The sequence below is a fragment of the Agreia sp. Leaf335 genome, from assembly GCF_001423605.1.
In the GTDB taxonomy this organism is placed as follows: Bacteria; Actinomycetota; Actinomycetes; order Actinomycetales; family Microbacteriaceae; genus Agreia.
In genome coordinates this window covers 150,272-169,915 of sequence record NZ_LMOQ01000003.1, presented here as the reverse complement: position 1 = coordinate 169,915, position 19,644 = coordinate 150,272, and the positions used below count along the sequence as shown (strand labels likewise).

Below are 19,644 nucleotides of genomic sequence, written 5' to 3'. Positions count from 1 at the left end.
TGAATGGTGCTTCGTGATTGCGGAGGATCAGGCGAACGGCTGCGCCGCGCGGAGGATCGAGCGCGCCCGGCCGAGCATGGCCGCGTCGACCATCTCTCCGTTGCCGAGTGTGGTGACTCCCCCAGCCTCGCCGACCGAGAGCACCTCGCGGGCCCAGTCGAGCTCGGCATCGGTCGGAGCGAACGCCTCGTGGATCACGGGCAGCTGGCTCGGGTGGATGGCCGAGCGGCCGAACCAGCCCGACTCGCGGCCGCGCAGAGTGTCGGCGCGCAGGGCATCCAGATTGCGGATGTCGGGGAACGCCGACATCATCGGCGCCTCGAGCCCCGCCGACCGTGCCGCGTACAGCAGGCGGATGCGGGCGTAGTCGAGCACGCCGACAGCTCGGGTGCCGAGCTCGCTCGCGAGGTCGGATTCGCCGAGCGCGAGCCGGGTGACCGACGGATGCGCGGCGATCGCATAGGAGTTCTCGACCCCGAGCGCGGACTCGACGAGCGCGGTCACCGGAAGCGCGGGGGCGAGGTCCGCGAGCACGTCGAGCTGACCCGCCGTCTCGACCTTGGGCACACGCAGCTCGATCGGCGTGGAAGAGCCGGCCAGTGCGCGCACGTCGTCGAGCCCGTGTTCGCCGCTGTTGATGCGCACCTGCACGACGGTGAGCGCCGGATGCTTCTCGTTGCCCGGGGTGAACGCGGCGAGCCAGTCGAGAACGGCGTCGCGGGCGAACTCCTTGCGTTCGGGCCTGACCGCGTCTTCGAGATCGAGGATCACCATGTTCGCGCCACTGGAAGCGGCCGTGCCGAAGCGGTCGGGCCTGTCTCCCGGAACATACAGGGCCGCGACGATCGGCAGCGCGCCGGATGCGCCGGCGCTCACAGGATGCCCCGTTCGCGCAGCGCAGCCCGTTGCTCGGCCGTGATGCCGATCTCGTCGAGCACCTCGTCGGTGTCGTGGCCGTGGGGTCGTCCGCTGAATCGGATCGCTCCCGGCGTCTCGGACAGTCGGAACAGCACGTTCTGCATCTTGACCTGTCCCAGTTCGTCGTCGTCGACGGTCTGCACCGTGCCGAGCGCCGCATATTGAGGATCGGCGAGGATGCCGCGCACGTCGTAGACGGGGGCCACGGCGGCCTGCGCTCTCTCGAACTCCTCGAGCACCACGGCGGTGGGGCGCGCGGCGACCCAGGATGCGACGGCCTCGTCGAGTTCGTCGGCGTGCTGAGCTCTGCTGTGCCCACTCGAGAACCACGGCTCGTCGACGAGTTCGGGGCGGCCCACGAGGGTCATCACGCGCTCGGCGATCGACTGCGAGCTGGTCGACACGGCCACCCACTCGTCGTCGGCCGTTCTGTACACATTGCGCGGCGCGTTGTTCACGCTTCTGTTGCCCGTTCGGGGCTGCACGGTGCCGAGCTGATCGAACGCGGTGATCTGACCGCCGAGCAGCATCAGGATGGGCTCGATGATCGCCATGTCGACCACCTGGCCGCGGCCGGTCGCCTCGGCCGAGCGCAGCGCCACCATCACGGCGTAGCTCGTGGCGAGGGCGGCGATGCCGTCGGCCAGACCGAACGGGGGCAACGTCGGCGGGCCGTCGGGCTCACCCGTGAGCGCGGCGAATCCGCTCATCGCCTCGGCGAGACTGCCGAAGCCGGGCCGCGCGGAGTACGGGCCGAACTGGCCGAACGCGGTGACGCGAGCGATCACGAGGGCAGGGTTGGCGGCGAGCAGCTCATCCGGGCCCAATCCCCACCGCTCGAGCGTGCCGGGCCTGAAGTTCTCGATCAGAACGTCGGCGGAGCGCACGAGCTCGAGGAGCACGGCGGCGCCGTCGGCCTGCCCGAGGTTCAGCGTGACCGTGCGCTTGTTGCGGCCGAGGGTCTTCCACCAGAGATTGACGCCGTCTTTGGCCGGACCGTGCCCGCGCGACGCGTCGGGCTTCGACGGATGCTCGACCTTGATCACGTCGGCCCCGAAGTCGCCGAGGAAGGTGGCCGCCAGCGGCCCCGCGAAGAGCGTCGAGATGTCGAGGACGCGCACGCCGTACAGGGGTGCTCTGCCCAGCGCACTCACGAGCCGTCCTCCAGATCCCACGCGAGGCGAAAGCCGATGTTCGGCGACCTCGAGATCCCCAGCCCGCTCAGCAGATACTTGAGGCTGAATTCGGGGTCGCGGCGGCCACCGTCGACGTACCAGTCGGAGCCCTGCGCCTCGTAGTCGGCGCCGCCCTTCAGCTGTACGAAGCGGGTGACGCCGTCGCTGTGCTCGCTCTCGGTCCAGTTCCAGACCCACGGCTCCGCCCGCTCGAAGGTCGCATCGGACGCCGCCAGCTGCCACTCGAATTCGGTGGGCAGGCGGGCCCCGGCCCAGCGGGCGTAGGCGCGCGCGTCGTCGAGATCGATGCAGGTGACGGCGTCGCCACCGGATTGAGGGGCGACGAGGAAGCGATTGTCGCTCGCCGGCGTGTAGCCGGTGGCGGCGACGAAGCGGTCGAACTCGGCGCGGGTGACCTCGCGCCCCGCGACGGCCACGCGGCCGGTCTCGACGGCGACCTCGATGCTGCGGTCGTCGTGCAGTCGGGGAGGAAGCGGCTTCCACTCCTCGACATAGGGTGCCTCTGCGTAAAGGCCCGTCTCGCGGCGACGGAACCGCACGGCGAGCTGGTGCGTGGTCGCATCGATCACGATCGATCCCTCGGGCGCCGAAGCGGCGGGAGCGGGTGCCGGCACCCGGCGCACGGTCTCGCGTGCGGGGAACGTGGAGTCTGTGCTCTGGGCGTCGGTGCTCTGCGCGTCGGGGCTCGGGGCGTCTGCCGAAGCCTCGGCGAGCAGCGCGCGCAGACGATAGGAGCGCGGGGCAACCGCATCCGGGTCTGCCGTCTGCGTCTTCTCGGCGACGATAGCGGTGATGCCGCGGGCCGGAACGACGACGCCCTCGGGGCCGATGCCGCGCCCGGCCGTCGCGTCCCACAGCGGTCGTGCGCTGTGCTCGGAGGCGAGGGCGGGCCCGGAGTAGTCGACGTGCGAGCGGTTGACGAGGGTGAACACGTCGACCTCGTCGGTCGACCACCGGGAGACGTAGACCCCGTGGTCGAGGGCGTGCTCGGATGCGCCGTCGAGCGGCGCCCACTCTGCATCGATGAAGACGTCGCCGAGCGCGCGCTGCACCCGCAGCATGCGCCGAAGCGTGGACTGATCGCGCGCGTTCCAGCCGACCCAGACCCCGAAGACGGTGTCCCAGACCAGCATGCCCGTGCCGTTCATGAAAGCGGACTGCAGCTCGGAGCTGTGGTCCCTGTTCCAGCGGCGGGTCGAGTGCATCATGTGTCGACGCTCGAACCAGTGGGCGCGCATCACGCCCGGAGCCTCACTGTCGTCGAACCACTGCGCCCAGCTCAGCTGGTGGTCTTCGATGCGCACGTTGGGAACGCGAGACTCGCCCTCGAGTGCGCGCGGCGGCGACGACTCGCGCAGCGCCGAGACGAGCGCGCTGTCGCCCTCCTTCATGGTGTCGAGGAAGACGCCGTCGACACCCAGCTCATCGACGATCAACGCGAGTTCTCGTGCGTCGTCGTGCTGGGCGCGGCGCGTTCCCGTGTCCCACGGGTTGTAGTCGATGAACACGCGGATGCCGCGCTGCTGGAACTCGGCGATCAGCTCGGCGATGCCCGGTACGTCGCGATAGAAATCGAACTGGTTGCGGTCGTCGATGCCGATCACGGGGTAGGCGTGCCAGAGCACCACTCCGTCGAAACCTCCGAAGTCGGCCGTCGCATCGACGAAGCGCTGCACGTCGAAGCGCCCCGCCTCGACGTCGAAGAGCCGCTCGTCCCAGAGCCAGACCAGGGCGACGCTCGCACAGTGCTGGGTCCATCGAGACGACACGTCGCCGTAGGCTGCGCCCGAGTACCGGATGCGTTCGCGCGCGTCGTCGCGCCAAGCCGCGAGGGCCTCGCGCCAGGCAGGCCACTCGGAGGGATCGCCGGGAGCGGCGAAGATCTTGGCGATGTCGCCGACGGCGGGGTCGAGCCCGCCGGTCAGCGGCAGCTCCGTGGCGCGGTCGATCGGCCGGGGCACCAGCGGGTCGAACTCGTTGGTATTGGCTTCGTCGGGGTCGTGCACGGGAGTCTGATCGACCACGTGCACACCGTCGTCGACGACGTCAGAGCGATGAGACAAAAGAATCGATCTCCTTGCGGTGGGGTATGGAGGGCACGGCGCCTGCGCGCTGCACCGAGAGTGCGGATGCGGCCGTGGCGAAGCGCGCGGCCGAGGCCAGGTCGAGCCCCTCGTCGAGGGCGCTCGCGAGGGCTCCGCAGAACGTGTCGCCGGCGCCGGTGGTGTCGACGGCCTCGACCTCGTGGGCCTCGACCCGGGTGAGCTCGGCGTCGCCACGGTGCAGCAGGATCGATCCGGCGGAGCCGAGAGTGATGATGACGCTGGGAACGGAACGGGTGAGCGCCTGGGCGCGCGAGAACAGATCCGTCGCGTCGTCGCCGGCGAGCTGCGCCGCCTCGGTCTCGTTCACGATGAGCACGTCGACGAGCGCCAGCACCTCGGAGGGCAGCGGGCGCACGGGAGCCGCGTTGAGCAGCACCCGCGTTCCGGCTGCGCGGGCCACGGCCGCGGAGGCGCGCACCGTCTCGAGCGGAATCTCGAGCTGCAGCACCAGCAGCTCGGCGTCGCGGATGAGCTGCGCCTGGTCGTCAGTCAGCGAGGTGAAGAGCGCGTTCGCTCCCGAGTTCACCACGATGGTGTTCTCGGCACGAGCGTCGACGGTGATGAGCGCGGTGCCCGTCTCGCCCGCGGTGATGCGCGTCGCATCCACCACCCCGGCGCCCCGCAGACTGTCGCGCAGCAGTGCGCCGCCGTCGTCGTCGCCGAGCAGCGCGACGAAGGTCGTGGCCGCGCCGGCACGGGCCGCCGCGATGGCCTGATTGGCGCCCTTGCCGCCCGGATGCCGGCTGCCGCCCGTGGCGATCACCGTCTCGCCGGGCGCCGGAATAGACGCGACCGTATAGACGAGGTCGACGTTGGCGCTTCCGACCACGACGACGCTCATAGCGTCACCCCCACGACACTCGGAACCAGCGCCGCGGTGCGGGCCGCGAGCTCGTCGAACCCGATGCCGTCGAAGCCCGGGATCGAGGTGGCCAGACGATTGTGCAGCGGGTCTATCCAGGTCGATGGCAGCGAGGCGGCCCCCGTAAGGGCTCCCGCGATCGCGCCGGCGGTCGCTCCGACGGAGTCGGTGTCCCAGCCACCCGCCACGGCGATTGAGATGGCGGTCGCGAAGTCTCCGTCGGAGCGCACGAGCGCGAACGCCAGCAGCGCGCTGTTGTTGAGCGCGTGCACCCAGTGCAGGTGCCCGAATTCGGCGGCCAGAGCGTCGAGCGCTTCGTCGACCGAGAGCTCGGATGCGCCCAGCTCGGCGCCGCGCAGGATGGCCGCGGCGAAACGGCTGCCCTCGGGCACCGCCGAGAGCCCGGCCGCGAGCACCTCGTGCACCGACGAGGCGACGAGCGCCGCGGAGCTGGCCGCGGCCACGAACAGCGCGCCGTAGAGCCCGCTCCGGCGGTGGCTGAGCCATGCGTCTCGATAGGCCAGAGCGGCAGCGGCGTGCGGGTCGCCCGGCCGGGCCCAGCCGTAGACATCGGTGCGGATCTGCGCGCCGATCCACTCCTGGAACGGGTTCTGGATGCCGGCTGCCTCGTCGGGCTCGTAGCCCTCCAGCAGATTGCGGTAGACGATCCGCTCCGCCGTGAACACGCGGCCTCCGGGCAGGTTGGCGAGCCACGAGAGTGCCACGTCGTCGGTCGTGAAGTCGGCACCCACGCGCTCGAGCAGGTCGAGGGCGATCAGCGGGAAGTTGAGGTCGTCGTCTTCGGGCATGCCGTCGATATTCTCGACGAGGCTCGTCGGGCGGCTTCGCCTGTTCCACGGATACCGGGCGGCCACGGCGGGATCGAGTCCGCGCTCGGTGAAGTACGACGCGATCGGCCAGTTGCCGGTCGACTGCGCGATGGCGCGGATGCCCTCGCGCGAGATCTTCTCCACGGGCTTGCCAAGCAGGCAGCCGGCGGCCCTGCCCAGCCAGGCCCCGAGCATCCGGTCGCCGAGCGACGAACCCGACTGATCGGAACCCGACACGGCGGGCAGCTCGGGCGGCTGCGGGGCGAGGTCGAGGATCGCCGCGAAGCCGTCGGGCTCGGCTGCGACAAGCGCGTCGGGCAGCGGCAGCTCGTCGATGCGGGCGAGCAGCCTGCGGCCCAGGTCGCGGAGCGCGGGCGATGCGGCGACCGGCGACGCCCCGCTCACGGCAGCGATCGGCGAGCCGCCCGCGTTCACCCACTCGTCGCGCAGAGCCGACACGTCGACCCCGTCGAGTTCGGCGGCGGCCAGAGCGTGCGGCACCAGGTCTTCGGGCTGGGTCCAGCTCAGTCGCAGCATCACAGCGCTCGCGTCAGCGCCGACATTCCGGCTGTGCGCTCCTCGGCACGCGCGCAATCCTTCGCGAAGACCTCGCGCGCGACGGCCGCGATGCGCGGGCCGGTCGCCGTGATGTCGAGGCGGCTTCCCTGGGTGACGGCGTCGACCCACTCTGCGGGAACCGCCTCGAGGCCGTGCAGTGCACCCGCGATCGAGCCGGCCATCACAGCGATGGAGTCGGAGTCGCGGCCGTAGTTGATCGAGCCCAGGACGGCCTCGCTGTAGTCTCCGCCACCGACCACGAGCATGCCCAGGGCGATCGGGAGCTCCTCGATGGACTTGGTGCGGCTCGGGATGCGGGCGTCACGCGCGGGTGCCCGGTAGTTCGGGCCGACGGTGTCGAACGGCTCGACGGCCGCTCGCAGGTGGGCGAGCGAGTCGCGCCAGTCGCTGCGGCTGGATGCGGCATCGACCACCGATTCGATCGCGTCGCGCGTGCCGTCTTTCGCGAGCCTGAGTGCCACGTCGAGCACGCTCGACACGGTGGCGCCGACGCGCATCGCCTCGGCGACGGCGGCGGCGTAGACGCCGGCCGCCTCGCGTCCGTAGCTGGACTGGTGCGCCCCGGCGACATCGATGGCCTCGGCGTAGGCGGTGTCGGGCGAGCCGGCGTTGATGATGCCGATGGGAGCTGCGTACATCGTGGCTCCGCAGTTCACGATGTTGCCGACGCCCGCCTCGCGGGGATCGATGTGGCCGTAGTGGATGCGCGCGACGAGCCACTTCTCGGCCAGGAAGATGCGCTGCAGCAAAATCGCGTCTGTCTCGAGCTCGGGAATCCACTGCCGCTCGCCGATCAGGCGGGGAACGAACTTCTCGGCGATCGCATACGCGTCGAGGTGATCGCGCACCTCGTCGTAGACGTCGACGAGGGCGTTCGTCATGAGGGTGTCGTCTGTGATGTGCCCGTCGCCCTTGTGGTACGGCGCGATGGGTCGGGCGTTGCGCCAGTCCTCGAGGAAGGGTGGCACCACGCCGGTGATGAACCCGTCGTAGCGCTCCTGGATGGCCTCGGGGGTGTTGCCCTCCGCGGCCCCTCCCAGGGCGTCGCCCACGGCGGCACCCGCGAGGGCGCCTGTCGCCTTGTCTTCGAGCAGATCCATCCTGAAGTCTCCTTGCGTTCCGGCGGTCGTCGCCGGGTGGGTGTGTGTGTGTCGTGTGGTGTGTAGTCGTTGAGCGCGATGAGCCGGAGCGCGGGGCGGGGGGACAGCCCCGCGCTCCGACGTGTGGTGGCGTCAGCCGATCGACGACCAGCCGTCGGTGAGCTTCTGCTTCAACTCGTCGAGGGTGATCGAGTTGGCGAAGTACTGCTGAAGCAGCGGCGTCGCGTACTGGTCTTTCCACTGCGGGTAGTTCGCGGCCTTCTGGAACGGGGCTCCGGTGAGGTCTTCACCGGTGGCCAGCAGTTCCTTCCACCCGTTCTCGCCGTTCGTGTTGGTCTCTACGGCGGTGCGCGCGGCATCCGTAGACGGGATCAGCCAGTCGCCCTCGGCGACCGACGCCAGGTTGTCGGCGCTCATGAAGTAGTCGATGAACTTCGCCGAGGCCTCCACGTTCTTGCTCTCGGCGGCGACGGAGAGGGTCTGCGGGTTGGCGGCCTGCACCGGCCCGGCCGTTCCGGCGAGCGGAGGAAGCACCGTCCAGTTGAAGCCCTCCGGAGCGGACTCGCTGATCTGCTGCGCCAGGAAGTTGCCGCCCACGTACATGGCGTAGGTTCCGCCGAGGAAGCCGGGGAGGACATCCGAGCCGCTCTGGGTGAGCGTGATGGGGTCGAGCGACGCGTCTTCGTACGCCATGTCGTGCACGTACTTCGGCACGGCGAGCTCGTCGTCACCGACATCGATCTTGGCGGTGCCGTCGTCTTCGACATCGAAGAAGGTGCCGTCGAATCCGAGGGCGGTGTTCATGACCGCTGCCGTGGGCTGCTTGAGGCCCCAGCCGACGCCGAACTTGCCGTCGGCGGTGAGCTTCTTCGAGACATCCTGCAGCTGATCCCAGGTGAGCTCGTCGCCCGTGGGCACCTCGACGCCGGCTGCCGCGAACGCGTCGGTGTTGGCGTAGACGACGTAGGTCTGCAGCAGCGTCGGCGCCGCGACGATCTTGCCGTCGGCCGTCGAGACCGTCTTCCACACATCGTCGGAGACGCTGGACTTCACGTCGTCGCTGAGGTGGTCGCTGAGGTCGGCCAGGTAGCCCTGGTTCGCGAAGCCGAGGATGTCGCTCGACTCGTCCTGGATCACGTCGGGAGCGGTCCCTCCCTGGAACTGGGTGACGAGCTGGTCGTGCACGTTGTCCCAGCTGCCCTGGGTGAGTTTGACCTGGATGTCGGGGTTGTCGGCGTTCCAGCTGTCGACGATCTTCTTCGTCGCGGCCACCGTGGAGTCCTGGTAGGCGAGACTCTGGAACGTGATCTCGACGGGGCCGTCGCTCGACGAGCTGTCGCTCGTTCCGCCGCCGCCGAAGGCGCATCCGGTCATCATGCCGACGATCGCGACGGCGCCGACGGCGACCGAAATCTTTCTTCTCATGGGTGAAACTCCTTTGTTTTCTGGTGAGGGCACTGCACTGTGTGGGGTCGGATGAGGTGGGTGGGTCAGCCCTTGACGGCGCCGCTGAGCAGGCCCGAGGTGAGCCGCTTCTGGATGAGCGCGAAGAACACGAGGCTGGGGATCGTGGCGAGCAGGGAGGCCGCGGCCAGCTGACCGAGTTGCACCTGTCCCTCGGCGCCGACGAAGCGGGCGAGGGTCAGTGGCAGGGTCTGCAGCGCCGGATCCTGGATGAGCACGAGGGCGAAGAAGAACTCGTTCCAGGCCGAGATGAAGGTGAAGAGACTCGTCGCGACGAGGCCGGGTGCGAGCAGCGGAAGGATGATCTTGCGCAGCACGAGAAAGCGCGAGCCGCCGTCCATCGCCCCGGCCTCCTCGAGCTCGACGGGGATTCCGGCGACGTAGCCCTGCAGCATCCACAGCGCGAACGGCAGCGACCACACCGTGTAGACGAGGATCAGGCCCACGAGGCTGTTGATGAGCCCGATCTGCTTCAGCACCAGGAACAGCGGGATGATGATGAGGATGAACGGGAACACCTGGCTGAGCAGAATCCAACCGGTGGCCACCGTGCGCAGCTTCGTCTTGAACCGCGCCAGGGCGTAGGCGGCCGGCAACGAGATCACCGTCACGATCAGTGTGGTGGCGACCGACACGATGAGGCTGTTGAGTGCCGCGGGAATCAGGTTGGCCTTCTCGGTGGCCTGGGTGAAGTTGTCGAAGTTGAGCGTCTGCGGCAGAAACGACGGTGTCGCCGACTGCAGCTCTTGCGGCGTCTTGAACGCCGTGATGAGAAGGAACAGCAGGGGGAACCCGAGGAACACGATGTATCCGGCGAGCGCGAGGTACTGCAGCGGACGCGTGACTCGACGGGTGCGCGTGGCCGACGACAACCGGCGGGGCGCCGGGGCGGGGCGGTCTGTCTGAGGGCGGTCGATGGTGGCGGTCATGAGAGTCGGCTCCTCGCCTGGCTGCGCAGATAGAAGAACAGGAAGATGCCGATCACGATGACCATCACATTTCCCATGGCGGCGGCGTAGCCGAAGTTGCCGTAGCGGAACGCCTCGTTGTAGGCGAAGAGCATGGGCAGCATCGTCTGGCCTCCCGGACCACCCGCCGTGAGCACGTAGACGAGGGCGAAGCTGTTGAAGTTCCAGATCAGGTCGAGCGTGGTGATCGCCACGATGATGGGGCGCAGCGCCGGCAGCGTCACGTGCCAGAAGCGCTTCACCGCACCGGCGCCGTCGATGGATGCGGCCTCGTGCAGCTCGGTCGGCACGTTCTGCAGCCCGGCCAGCAGGGTGATGGTCGTCTGCGGCATTCCCGCCCAGACGCCCACGACGATCACGGCGGGCAGCGCCGTCGAGAAGTCGCCGAGCCAGTTGATGTCGCCCGGCAGCCCGACCGCTCGCATGCCCTCGTTGATCGGGCCGTATGTCGGGTTCAGCATCAGTCGCCACATGATGGCGATGATCACCGGCGGCATGGCCCACGGCACCAGCGCGAGGGTGCGGGCGAGCCAGCGGATCTTGAGGTCGAGGTTCAGCAGCAGCGCGAGCCCGAGCGAGGCGAAGAACTGCAGGATGGTGACGCCGAAGGCCCAGATGAGCCCGATGCGGAACGAGTTCCAGAAGAGCTCGTTGCCCATCAGCTGCGTGTAGTTGTCGACGCCGTTGAAACTCACCGTGGCGTTGAGCCCGGCCTTCGAGTCGGTGAATCCCAGCAGCAGGCCCTGCGCGAGCGGGTAGACGCTGAACAGCAGAACGGGGATCAGAGCTGGCAGCACGAGGAGCCAGGCGTCGCGCCCTCCGCCTCCGCCGACGCGCGAACGTCGCCGCTTCTTCGGTGGGGCCGCGGGCGCGGGAGAGCCCGCTCTCGAGCGGCTATCGAGTGTGCTCGTCATCGTGCATCCTCTTCGATTGGGGGGAAGGTGGGTCTGGTCAGGGGTGGGGAGTCGGTGCGCTCGGTGTCGATTCGCGCACCGTCAGCGACGGTTTGATCACGACCTGCTCGACCGGGGCATCCGGGTTCTCGAGACGCCGGATGAGCAGCTTCGCTGCGGCTCGCGCACGCTTGACGGAGCCGAGATCGACGCTGGTGATCGAGGGGTTGGCGAGTTCGGCGATATCGGTGTCGTCCATGCCGACCACCGCCACCTCATCGGGCACGCGGATGCCGCGCGAGCTGAGCTCCTTCATCGCCGCGACCGCGAGCAGGTCGTTCGCGCACACCACGGCGTCGGGGGTGGACTGCGCGAACAGTTCGCGGGCCGCGTCGAGCCCGGCACGATAGGTGAAGTCGTCTGCGCTCGCCTGCATGTCGGCGACCAGGGGAAGGTCGTGCTTGCCCATGGCGCGCACATAACCGGCGAGACGTGCGGCACCGGGCACCGTGTCGACCGGTCCATTGATGAACGCGATGCGCTCGCGCCCCGCCTTCACGAGGTGCTTCACGGCCAGGCCGATGCCCTTGGCCGAGTCGGCGCGCACGTTGTCGAATTCGACGCCGGCGGGCAGAGATCCGATGATCACCACGGGTACGCGTGTCTCCTGCAGCGCCGCGACGAGCTCGTCGGTCACCCGGAGGGGGCTCATGATGAGACCGTCGGCGAAGCCTCTGTTGAGGCCCGCGAGAAAGTCGATCTGGGCGGCGGGGTCGCTACCGGTCGACGAGAGAACCAACCGGTAGCCGGCTTCTGTGACGACACGAGAGACCTCGTGCATCATCGCGACGTAGACGGGGTTTCCCACGTCGGCCACGGCGAGCGCGATCTGCATCGTCTTGCCGACCTTGAGCGAGCGGGCGGTGGCCGACGGCACGTATCCGAGGGCGGAGGCCGCTTCTCGCACCCGCTCGGTCACGCCATCCGATGCCGGCAGACCGTTGAGTACCCGCGAGACGGAGGCGATCGATACCCCGGCGCGCTCGGCGACGAGCACGAGTGTGGACTTCTTCGTCACGATGTTCCTCTGCGTCGTCGGGAGATTCGGTCGCGCTTGTAATCGTTTACAAGAACGTTTACAGGAACAGTAGCCCGGCCCACGTCGCGACGCAACCCCAGGCGAACGGTTCGTGAACAGACACCGCTCTCCCCGCCGAGGTGAGCATCCCTCGTTACGCTCGGAGCCGCCAGAGCTCGTCACACATCGGAGAAACACATGCACCCCGCCCTCAAGAAGATCGCCGTCGCAGCCGTCGTCGCGACCGCATTCGGCGCCGTCGCGCCCGTCGTCGCCGGCTCGGCCAGCGCGGCCGACGCGACCGGAACCGTGACGGTGACCCAGTTCGACGACCGCTACCCGGACGGCCTCTTCGACACGACCCTCGTCGCCCCCGACGGCCGCACAGACGAGAAGCGCACCTCTTCGTACGTCTACCTGCACGACGTCAACGGAAAGTGGTGGGCCACCAACACGAATGCCAGCGGCGACTACGTCTTTCCGAACATTCCCGTCGGTGCCGCGCAGGTCTACGTGGGCGGCCCGAACAGCGGCGTGAGCGCGGCGTTCTTCGACGCGACGGGCGCCACCGGGGTCGCCGACCTCGAGCGACTGCCCGACGAGAGCATCTCGTTCTCCAACGGCACCTTCATCTTCCAGGACGGCACGACGATCGACACGCTCAGCGGCCCGAGCAGCGTGCAGGCCGAGGCATCTCTCACCGTGACCGCCGCCAGCCAGTCGAAGCTCATCGGCATGTCGGCCTTCAAGGCCGGGGTGCAGACCGTTCTGGCCGACGATCCCGAGACGCTCGTGACCGGCTACGGCGTGCCGACGGTCTATTCGAACTCCGACTCGTTCACGACGGTCGAGTGGCAGACCGGAAACTTCTACGTCGCCGGCACCGACGGCGAGGCGTACTTCTTCCCGTCGCGCTTCGGCATCACGGTCGAGCCCGTCGAGGGCTACGTCGTGACGAACGTGGAGGCCCGTTCGTCGATCGACCAGACGCGCACCCTTCCCGTGACCGAGACCGATGGCTTCTACGGCGTCGACCTCGTCGGCGCGGCGAGCTACTTCGACCGTATCGACTTCGTCGTGACCCTCGACGTCGCTCCGCCCGCACCGGTCGATCCGCCCACCACCACGCCGGGCACCACAACACCTCCCGTTGTCGGCGGCACCAACGTCACGCCTGGCGCCACTCCGGCTGCGGGCGGCAAGGCGCTCGCCGCGACGGGCGTGGATGCCACGGCATCCGTCGTCGCCGCCGGCGCCCTGCTCACGGTCGGCGGCTTCGCACTGCTCCGCCGCCGCGCACCTCAGTGGCGCTACGAGAGGGCGGACCCGGGTGTCGTGACCCCTTACGCCTCGCCCATCATGAGTCCCTCGATGGAGTGCTTCTGCGTGATCGGCGTGAGCTCGTCGACGATCGGGCACACGAGGTGCCTCTGGACACGCTCGGGCAGGCTGTCATAGAACGCGCGCGTCACCGCCATATCGTGGTGCTCCGCATTGCCGGCACCGGGAGCGTCGACACCGAGAACGAGCACCGGGCGCGATTTTTCGGAGAAGTTCTCTGTGCCGCGATGGATCGTGAGTGCGGAGCGCACGGACACGTCTCCGCGCTTCGGATACTTGCGCTGAGAGATCTCCTCATACCGCGCGTATGACTCCTTGGGCGGAAACATCTCGTGCTCGAAGCCGTCTGGCAGATCCCACTGGGTCGTCGGCGCGATCTGGAACGGCCCCATGTCTTCCTCCGTGTCGACAGCAGTGGCATTGAAGGCGAGCGACGTCAACTTACGACCGACGCGCGTCTCATCAGGCATGGGAAAGTCCCGGTGCCACGGCTGGTTCTTGGCACCGGGGCCGGGAACGTCGAAGCCGAGCTCGACGATCTGATAGTCCGGCCCGAGAACCGCCTCGCAGACCGACCGCACCCACGGGTGGTCGACGAGTTCGAGCCACCCGCGCATCTGCTCTGGATGCATCTCGACGTAGTAGCGCTTCGGCCCGCGGCCGACGGCCCCACCCGGGCGGGTCAGCGCCTCCTCGAAAGCGATGTCGATGTCTTCGCGCAACGTGTCGGCCCATTCGGCCGACAGGGCACCCTTCCGAGCAGAGATCCCATCGGAATACAAAGCATCGACCGTGTTCTGCACGTCGACCTCGACGCTCGATTCGGATGCGGCGGGTGTGGATGACTGGACGGTCACGGTATATCTCCCTCGATATGTCTGTGGTGTAGACGCGTCTGCCGCGCTTCTCGCACGGTGCGTCGTCGTTAAAGTTACTGCGGTGGAACACGAGCAGTCAAGCGCGTATTGGGGCTTTCCCCGCCGATGTTCCTACGGTGGAATACGGCGCCGCTAGGCTGTCCCTGGTGGAGTTCCGGGAACCGCGAGGAGGGCGATCATGGCTGGTGTTCGACTGCAGGACGTCGCCGATCACGCGGGCGTATCCGTCAAGACCGTCTCCAATGTGATTCGAAACCATCCCTACGTCTCCGATGGCGTGCGCGCCCGGGTTCGGGCCGCGATCACCGAGCTCGGCTACCGCCCCAATGCGTTGGGGCGCCAGCTTGCCACTGGCCGGACCGGACTTCTCGCGCTCGCCTTCGCCGACGTTCGCCTTCCCTACTTCTCGGAGCTTGCGAACCTCGTCGCCGTGACGGCCGCATCATCCGGAACCGGCTACAGAGTGCTCCTCGAAGAGACGACCGGCACGCTCGATGGCGAACGCGCCGTAGTGAATGCCAGCGAGGCCGGTCTGGTCGACGGGATGCTGTTTCAGCCGGCCGTCATGTCGTCACGTGAGATCGCGGAACGGCACGGAGATCTTCCCATCGTGCTTCTCGGCGAGGGCGCGGCCCCTCTTACTGTCGACCGGGTGATGATCGATAACATTGCAGCGGCGACGGCCGCGACAACTCACGTCGCGCGTCTCGGCCGAACCCGCATCGCATTCCTCGGTCATGAGACCTCGCAGCTGACAGAGACGTCACGACAGCGCATCGTGGGCTACCAGCAGGGGCTCGAGCAGGCGAATCTGCTGCCCGATCCCGCTCTTCTTATACCCACGCCGGAAACGGGGGTGCTCTCTGCCAGTCTCGCGGTCGGGGCCGCCCTCGACTCCGGGCTGCGGTTCGACGGCCTCGTCTGTCGCGATGATCTCGCGGCCATCGGTGCGATACGCGCCTTCAACGAGCGGCGTATCAGCTCGCCCGACGATGTTGCCATCGTCGGGTGGGACAACATCTCCTTTGCCGCCACGACATACCCGAGCCTGACCACGATCGCGCCTGACACGGTGTCGCTTGCGCGCATCGCCCTCGAGATGTTGGTCGAGCGCATCGAAGGATACGACGGGATGGGCCGGCACCGGTTGGCTCCGTTCGACCTGGTCGTGCGAGAGAGCGCGCCGTCGGCCGAGTAGCAACCACGGGCAGAGAGCGCCGCCGCCGCACAACGGCGACGGCGACGCTCTCAGAGGGAATGGGCTGCGCGCGAAACTACTCCGCAGCTCGTCGGCGGCGTACCGCCAGAACTCCCAGCGTTCCGAAGAGCAGCAGCGCGAGCGCGCCGACCACGGTTCCTCCGATGGCGAGGCCCGTGCTGGCGATCGTGCCATCGGCCCTTCCATTGCCCGAACCCGAACCCGCGCCCGTTCCGCCGTCTGGGCCGGAGCCCGCACCGGTTCCCGGCTGACCGCCGGCGCCCGGACCGCTTCCTGGATCGCTGGCAGCGGCGAGAACGGTGAAGTCGACCGAGGCCAATTCGTCACCCTCCGCGCTCGTCACGCTCAGCGTGTGTGCACCGAGCGCGAACCCGACCGGAACGGTCCAGTCCCAGTTCACCGCGCCATCCGCTGCGACGGTCGCCTCGCCGATCACAACAGTGTCGGCCCCGACGGCGACTGGAGCGGCCGCGACGCCCGCGAGCGAGCTCGGAGCAGCCACGGCCTCGGCGTCGACGAGAGCCGTCAGCACAGCGCCCTCCTCGAATCCGCTGCCCTCGATGTCGGCTGCCGCGCCCTGCCTGACGGCTCCGCCGCCTGCACCCGTGATCGTGACCGCCGGGGTCGGGATCACCACGTCACCCTCCGTGACCTCGACATCGGCGCGCGCGATCTCGCCGTTCACATCCGAGACCACGATGGTGTGGATGCCGATGGCGGCATCCGCTCCGACGGTCCACGACCAATCGGCCGTTCCCGCGGCGTCCGGCGTGCTGGTTCCGATCTCGACGCCGTCGACGGATGCCGTCAGCTCGATTCCGGGGGTCAGCGCGCTGCCGGCGATCGCCAGAGTCTCGCCCTGTTTTACGGAGGGAGATGCCGGGGTCAGAACCGCCGCACCGGTATCGCCGGCGGCGACCCGAGCGATCTCGGCGTCGGACAGAGCTCGTCCGTAGATGTGCACGTTGTCGATCGCTCCCGGCCAGAAGTCCACGAGCTTGTTTTCCCACTGGGCACCTCCGACGATCAGTCGACCGACCGATGTCTGGCTGCCGGTCTTCTGAGTCGCCTTCAGGACACCGTCGACGTAGAGACGAAGTTCCTGGGTCTCGACATCGAAGACGCCGGTCAGCTGGTACCAGGTGCCGAGCGTCGGAACGACCGGAGTCAGCGCTCGTGCGTCGGGCGTGCTGAACGCGAAGCCACCGCCTCCATACTGCAGGAAGAACGAGCTTCGACCGGTCCCACCCTCCTGCGCGACAGCCGAGGCCCACGCTCCGGGGATCTTGTCGAGCTTCACGGTCGCCGAGACCGTGTAGTCCTTCGACGTGTCGACGACCGTTCCCGACGTCGCGGCGTACTGGCCGTCGCCGCTGAGCTGCAGCGCCGAGCCCGAGACTCCGTCGGTCCACCCCGCTCCGTCGGACAGCGTCAGGTCGTGGCCATGGCCTGAAGCATCGACCGATGTTGTTCCTGTCGCCTCGTCGAGCGGATAGGCGGCGTCGCCGACCACACCAGCAGCGGGGGCCGTCGTACCGGCCAGCCTGCCGGCATCCAGAACCCGCTGATTGACGGCCGTCACCTGGGCGAGATCCATCTTCTCGATGCGCCTGTCATAGGTGTAGAAGCCGTTCACCTCGCCCTCGACGTCGCTGATCTGCGTGTACACCGCTCCCGACATGAATGTGCGCGCGGGCTCGATCATCTTCTCTGTGTTTGCGACATACGCAGCGGTCAAGGCCTCGGATGTCTCGAATCCGCCGTACGGGCTGAAGGCACCCTTCCACGTGTGACCCGGAATGACCAGCGACAGTCCGCCGTGCTCTCCGTCGACGGCCGCACGGGTCGCGTCCGGTGCCGGGAAGCCCGGCCCCTGATAGACGTGCCAGTCGATCACATCGCCTCGACCAGAGTCTCCCGGCAGCTCACAGCAGTTCAGGCCGCTTCGCGCATTGACGAGACGAGTCGGGTCCTGGGCCTTGATCGAGTCGGTGATAACGCCGGTCTCGGCCGTGTCCCACTCACTCCAGCCTTCGTTGAAGACAGTCCAGCCGATGATCGACGTCCAACCCTTGAGCGCATCGACCATGTCGTGCATCGACTCGACGAACGCGTCCTCCGCAGCCGGGGTGGTCATCTTGCCGTCACCCGGGATCGTGTCCTGCCAGACCATCAGGCCGATCGTATCGGCGTAGTAGTAGAACCTCGCCGACTCGACCTTGATGTGCTTGCGGATGGTGTTGAACGCCAGGTCCTTCGTCTTCTGGATGTCGAATTTCAGGGCGTCATCCGTGGGCTGGGTGTACTGGCTCTCGGGCCAATAGCCCTGATCGAGCGTGGCCAGCAAGAATTCGGGCTTGCCGTTCAACACGATCTTCTGCACGCCTCCCACCTCGGAGATCTCGACGGAACGCATGCCGAAATAGCTCTCGGCCGAGTCGCCGCCGGTGATCGAGACATCGAGGTCGTACAGGTACGGATCCTCCGGGCTCCACAGGTGCGCGTCGGGAACGGCGACCGGAATCTGCGTGCCGGCCGCGCCGGTCGCGGTTCCGACAACGGCACCGTCCTCTTTGGCCCGTACGGTCACGGTGACCTCGTCGGTCGCGGATGCCGATGCCGAGGCGACGTCGACGTTCACGAGGCCGGCCTTCAGATCGGGGGTGGCGACGACGTCGTCGATCGCGGTCTCGGGAACAGGCTCCATCCACACGGTCTGCCAGATGCCCGAGGTGGGCGTGTAGAAGATGCCGCTCGGGTTGGCCCGCTGCTTGCCGACGGGCTGGTCCTTGCCCGTGGTGTCGGTGACGGCGACGATCAGCTCCTGCGCCCGACCGGCGACGAGAGCATCGGTCAGATCGACCGAGAAGGGCAGGTAGCCGCCCGTGTTCTCGCCGACCTTCTGGCCGTTGAGGTAGATCGAGGACTGGTAGTCGACCGCACCGAAGTTGAGTCGCAGCCGGTTGTCGGATCCGATGTTCCAGTCGGCCGGAACGTCGATCGTGCGCTTGTAGAACATGTGGTCCTCGTGGCGCTCGATGCCCGAGAGCACCGATTCGATGGGGTACGGAACCGTGATGGTCTCATCGAGGGTCTGGCCCGTGGGGATGGCCTCGTCCGCATCGGCACCGGCGAACTCCCACTGACCGTTGAGATTCGCCCACTCGTCACGAACCAGCTGGGGGCGGGGGTACTCCGGTAGCGGATTGTTCTTGTCGACGAGTGCAGACCATTCGGTCGACATCGTGTAGGTCGACAAGTTGATGATCGGAAGGTCGAACGCCTCGACAGGCGCACCGGCGTAGCTTGCCGCCGCACCGCCGTCGTAGCTGAGGCGCGGAACGCCGTCGCGGGCGATCGCCGTGCCCATGGAGATCTCGAAATGGCGCGCGTCGACCGAGGTCAGGCTGTCGAGCGGGTACGCCTGGCCGTCTACCTTGACCTGCAGGTGGGCGAGGAACGCGTCGTCGATACCGGCGAGATCCTGGTCTGCGGCGACGGCCACCGAGAGACCGTCGGCAGACACCTCGGAGTTGAGGCTGAATGCGGGGAATCCCTCCGGCGCGTAATAGGCCGTTGCGGGAATGATCTGCTTGGCCACACTCGGGCTCGACCAGCGCAGGTACATGTTCGACCCGCCCGCCTCCTGGAACTGCTCGACCTTGATGTCGTAGCGCTCCCCGGCGGTCAGTGCGACGGCGGCGCTCGTCTGCTCGTTGTCCCAGTCCTTCTGCCAGTGGTCGATGACCAGGGCTCCGTCGATCCAGACGCGGAAGCCGTTGTCGCCGATGGCGTAGAACGTGTAGTTTTCAGTGAACTCAGGCTGTATCTGGCCTGTCCATCGGGCAGCGGTGTCGGTGTTGCGACCCGTCAGCTCGAGATACGCCGGATTGAGATCGGCGAAGTTCACAGCCGCGTCGAGCCTGGTCGCCTTCAGCGTCGCCAGGTCGTCGGTGCCGGCACCGGAAGAGAGGAAGTATTCTCCCTTGAGGCCGTGCGTCGTCGACTGCGCGGCTTCGGCTGTCGCCGCAGGTCCGCCGAATGCGAGCACTGCGCCGACCGCGAGAGCAGCCGAGAGAAGCCCGGAGAGCACAGCTTTCGGCCGGGCCCTCCGCCGTGGGGGTTGAGTCATGTGAGGGTGCCTTTCATCGTTGAACAGCAGGACGGGCGGGCCGCGTGGGAATGTGCTGGCAGCGCCCTGTGAGATTGTCTC

The 19,644-nt window shown here is 67.9% G+C and carries 14 protein-coding genes; 2 read left to right on the top strand and 12 right to left on the bottom strand.

All coding sequences use genetic code 11. The annotated features are described in order from the left end of the window. Positions 1 to 27: 27 nt before the first annotated feature. The 10 genes from ASF79_RS11130 to ASF79_RS11085 all read right to left on the bottom strand — a co-directional run bounded on the left by ASF79_RS11130 (position 28) and on the right by ASF79_RS11085 (position 11,993). Positions 28 to 876, bottom strand: a complete 849-nt coding sequence (locus tag ASF79_RS11130) for an HpcH/HpaI aldolase/citrate lyase family protein (protein WP_055855032.1) — start codon at positions 874 to 876, stop codon at positions 28 to 30. Next, positions 873 to 2,072, bottom strand: a complete 1,200-nt coding sequence (locus tag ASF79_RS11125) for a CaiB/BaiF CoA transferase family protein (RefSeq protein WP_055856029.1) — start codon at positions 2,070 to 2,072, stop codon at positions 873 to 875. The genes ASF79_RS11130 and ASF79_RS11125 overlap by 4 nt, the downstream gene beginning before the upstream one ends. Continuing rightward, positions 2,069 to 4,177: an SUMF1/EgtB/PvdO family nonheme iron enzyme gene (locus tag ASF79_RS11120; RefSeq protein WP_235500741.1), complete on the bottom strand. Its 2,109-nt coding sequence runs from the start codon at positions 4,175 to 4,177 to the stop codon at positions 2,069 to 2,071. The genes ASF79_RS11125 and ASF79_RS11120 overlap by 4 nt, the downstream gene beginning before the upstream one ends. Beyond that, the gene (locus tag ASF79_RS11115; protein WP_055855031.1) at positions 4,161 to 5,060 is read right to left on the bottom strand and encodes a ribokinase; all 900 of its coding nucleotides are present in this window, start codon (positions 5,058 to 5,060) and stop codon (positions 4,161 to 4,163) included. The genes ASF79_RS11120 and ASF79_RS11115 overlap by 17 nt, the downstream gene beginning before the upstream one ends. After that, a complete protein-coding gene (locus tag ASF79_RS11110; protein ID WP_055855029.1) occupies positions 5,057 to 6,448 on the bottom strand; it encodes an ADP-ribosylglycohydrolase family protein in 1,392 nt (463 codons plus the stop codon). The genes ASF79_RS11115 and ASF79_RS11110 overlap by 4 nt, the downstream gene beginning before the upstream one ends. Further along, positions 6,448 to 7,590: an ADP-ribosylglycohydrolase family protein gene (locus ASF79_RS11105; RefSeq protein WP_055855026.1), complete on the bottom strand. Its 1,143-nt coding sequence runs from the start codon at positions 7,588 to 7,590 to the stop codon at positions 6,448 to 6,450. Before ASF79_RS11105 ends, ASF79_RS11110 begins: the two co-directional genes overlap by 1 nt. Before the next feature lie 132 nt (positions 7,591 to 7,722). Next, positions 7,723 to 9,015 carry an ABC transporter substrate-binding protein gene (locus ASF79_RS11100; RefSeq protein WP_055855021.1) on the bottom strand — a complete coding sequence of 431 codons (1,293 nt, stop codon included), beginning with the start codon at positions 9,013 to 9,015 and terminating at the stop codon, positions 7,723 to 7,725. Between the two features lie 65 nt (positions 9,016 to 9,080). Next, positions 9,081 to 9,983 carry a carbohydrate ABC transporter permease gene (locus ASF79_RS11095; RefSeq protein ID WP_082466057.1) on the bottom strand — a complete coding sequence of 301 codons (903 nt, stop codon included), beginning with the start codon at positions 9,981 to 9,983 and terminating at the stop codon, positions 9,081 to 9,083. After that, entirely contained in the window at positions 9,980 to 10,936 is a 957-nt protein-coding gene (locus ASF79_RS11090; protein WP_055779276.1) for a carbohydrate ABC transporter permease, read from the bottom strand. Before ASF79_RS11090 ends, ASF79_RS11095 begins: the two co-directional genes overlap by 4 nt. 37 nt (positions 10,937 to 10,973) lie before the next feature. After that, a complete protein-coding gene (locus ASF79_RS11085; RefSeq protein WP_055779279.1) occupies positions 10,974 to 11,993 on the bottom strand; it encodes a LacI family DNA-binding transcriptional regulator in 1,020 nt (339 codons plus the stop codon). A gap of 198 nt (positions 11,994 to 12,191) precedes the next feature. Between ASF79_RS11085 and ASF79_RS17365 the strand changes: the two genes are divergently transcribed. Then, complete coding sequence (locus tag ASF79_RS17365; protein ID WP_055855019.1) at positions 12,192 to 13,451, top strand: hypothetical protein; 1,260 nt, start codon at positions 12,192 to 12,194, stop codon at positions 13,449 to 13,451. On the opposite strand, the gene ASF79_RS17100 is transcribed toward ASF79_RS17365, so the two are convergent. Continuing rightward, the gene (locus ASF79_RS17100) at positions 13,337 to 14,191 is read right to left on the bottom strand and encodes a phytanoyl-CoA dioxygenase family protein (RefSeq protein ID WP_082495848.1); all 855 of its coding nucleotides are present in this window, start codon (positions 14,189 to 14,191) and stop codon (positions 13,337 to 13,339) included. The two genes, ASF79_RS17365 and ASF79_RS17100, sit on opposite strands and share 115 nt — an antisense overlap. A 199-nt stretch (positions 14,192 to 14,390) precedes the next feature. On the opposite strand from ASF79_RS17100, the gene ASF79_RS11070 reads away from it, so the two are divergent. Continuing rightward, complete coding sequence (locus ASF79_RS11070) at positions 14,391 to 15,410, top strand: LacI family DNA-binding transcriptional regulator (protein ID WP_055855015.1); 1,020 nt, start codon at positions 14,391 to 14,393, stop codon at positions 15,408 to 15,410. 76 nt (positions 15,411 to 15,486) lie between these two features. Here ASF79_RS11070 and ASF79_RS11065 read toward each other — a convergent pair whose 3' ends face one another. Further along, positions 15,487 to 19,563, bottom strand: coding sequence for a LamG-like jellyroll fold domain-containing protein (locus tag ASF79_RS11065; RefSeq protein WP_156366234.1), 4,077 nt, complete (start codon positions 19,561 to 19,563; stop codon positions 15,487 to 15,489). Positions 19,564 to 19,644 lie beyond the last annotated feature (81 nt).

What these genes read in the sequence shown, in the direction of transcription:
- ASF79_RS17365 (WP_055855019.1), top strand. Translation starts at nt 12,192, where the DNA reads ATGCACCCCGCCCTCAAGAAGATCGCCGTCGCAGCCGTCGTCGCGACC.
- ASF79_RS11105 (WP_055855026.1), bottom strand. Translation starts at nt 7,590, where the DNA reads ATGGATCTGCTCGAAGACAAGGCGACAGGCGCCCTCGCGGGTGCCGCC.
- ASF79_RS11110 (WP_055855029.1), bottom strand. Translation starts at nt 6,448, where the DNA reads ATGCTGCGACTGAGCTGGACCCAGCCCGAAGACCTGGTGCCGCACGCT.
- ASF79_RS11095 (WP_082466057.1), bottom strand. Translation starts at nt 9,983, where the DNA reads ATGACCGCCACCATCGACCGCCCTCAGACAGACCGCCCCGCCCCGGCG.
- ASF79_RS11100 (WP_055855021.1), bottom strand. Translation starts at nt 9,015, where the DNA reads ATGAGAAGAAAGATTTCGGTCGCCGTCGGCGCCGTCGCGATCGTCGGC.
- ASF79_RS11115 (WP_055855031.1), bottom strand. Translation starts at nt 5,060, where the DNA reads ATGAGCGTCGTCGTGGTCGGAAGCGCCAACGTCGACCTCGTCTATACG.
- ASF79_RS11065 (WP_156366234.1), bottom strand. Translation starts at nt 19,563, where the DNA reads ATGACTCAACCCCCACGGCGGAGGGCCCGGCCGAAAGCTGTGCTCTCC.
- ASF79_RS11090 (WP_055779276.1), bottom strand. Translation starts at nt 10,936, where the DNA reads ATGACGAGCACACTCGATAGCCGCTCGAGAGCGGGCTCTCCCGCGCCC.
- ASF79_RS11070 (WP_055855015.1), top strand. Translation starts at nt 14,391, where the DNA reads ATGGCTGGTGTTCGACTGCAGGACGTCGCCGATCACGCGGGCGTATCC.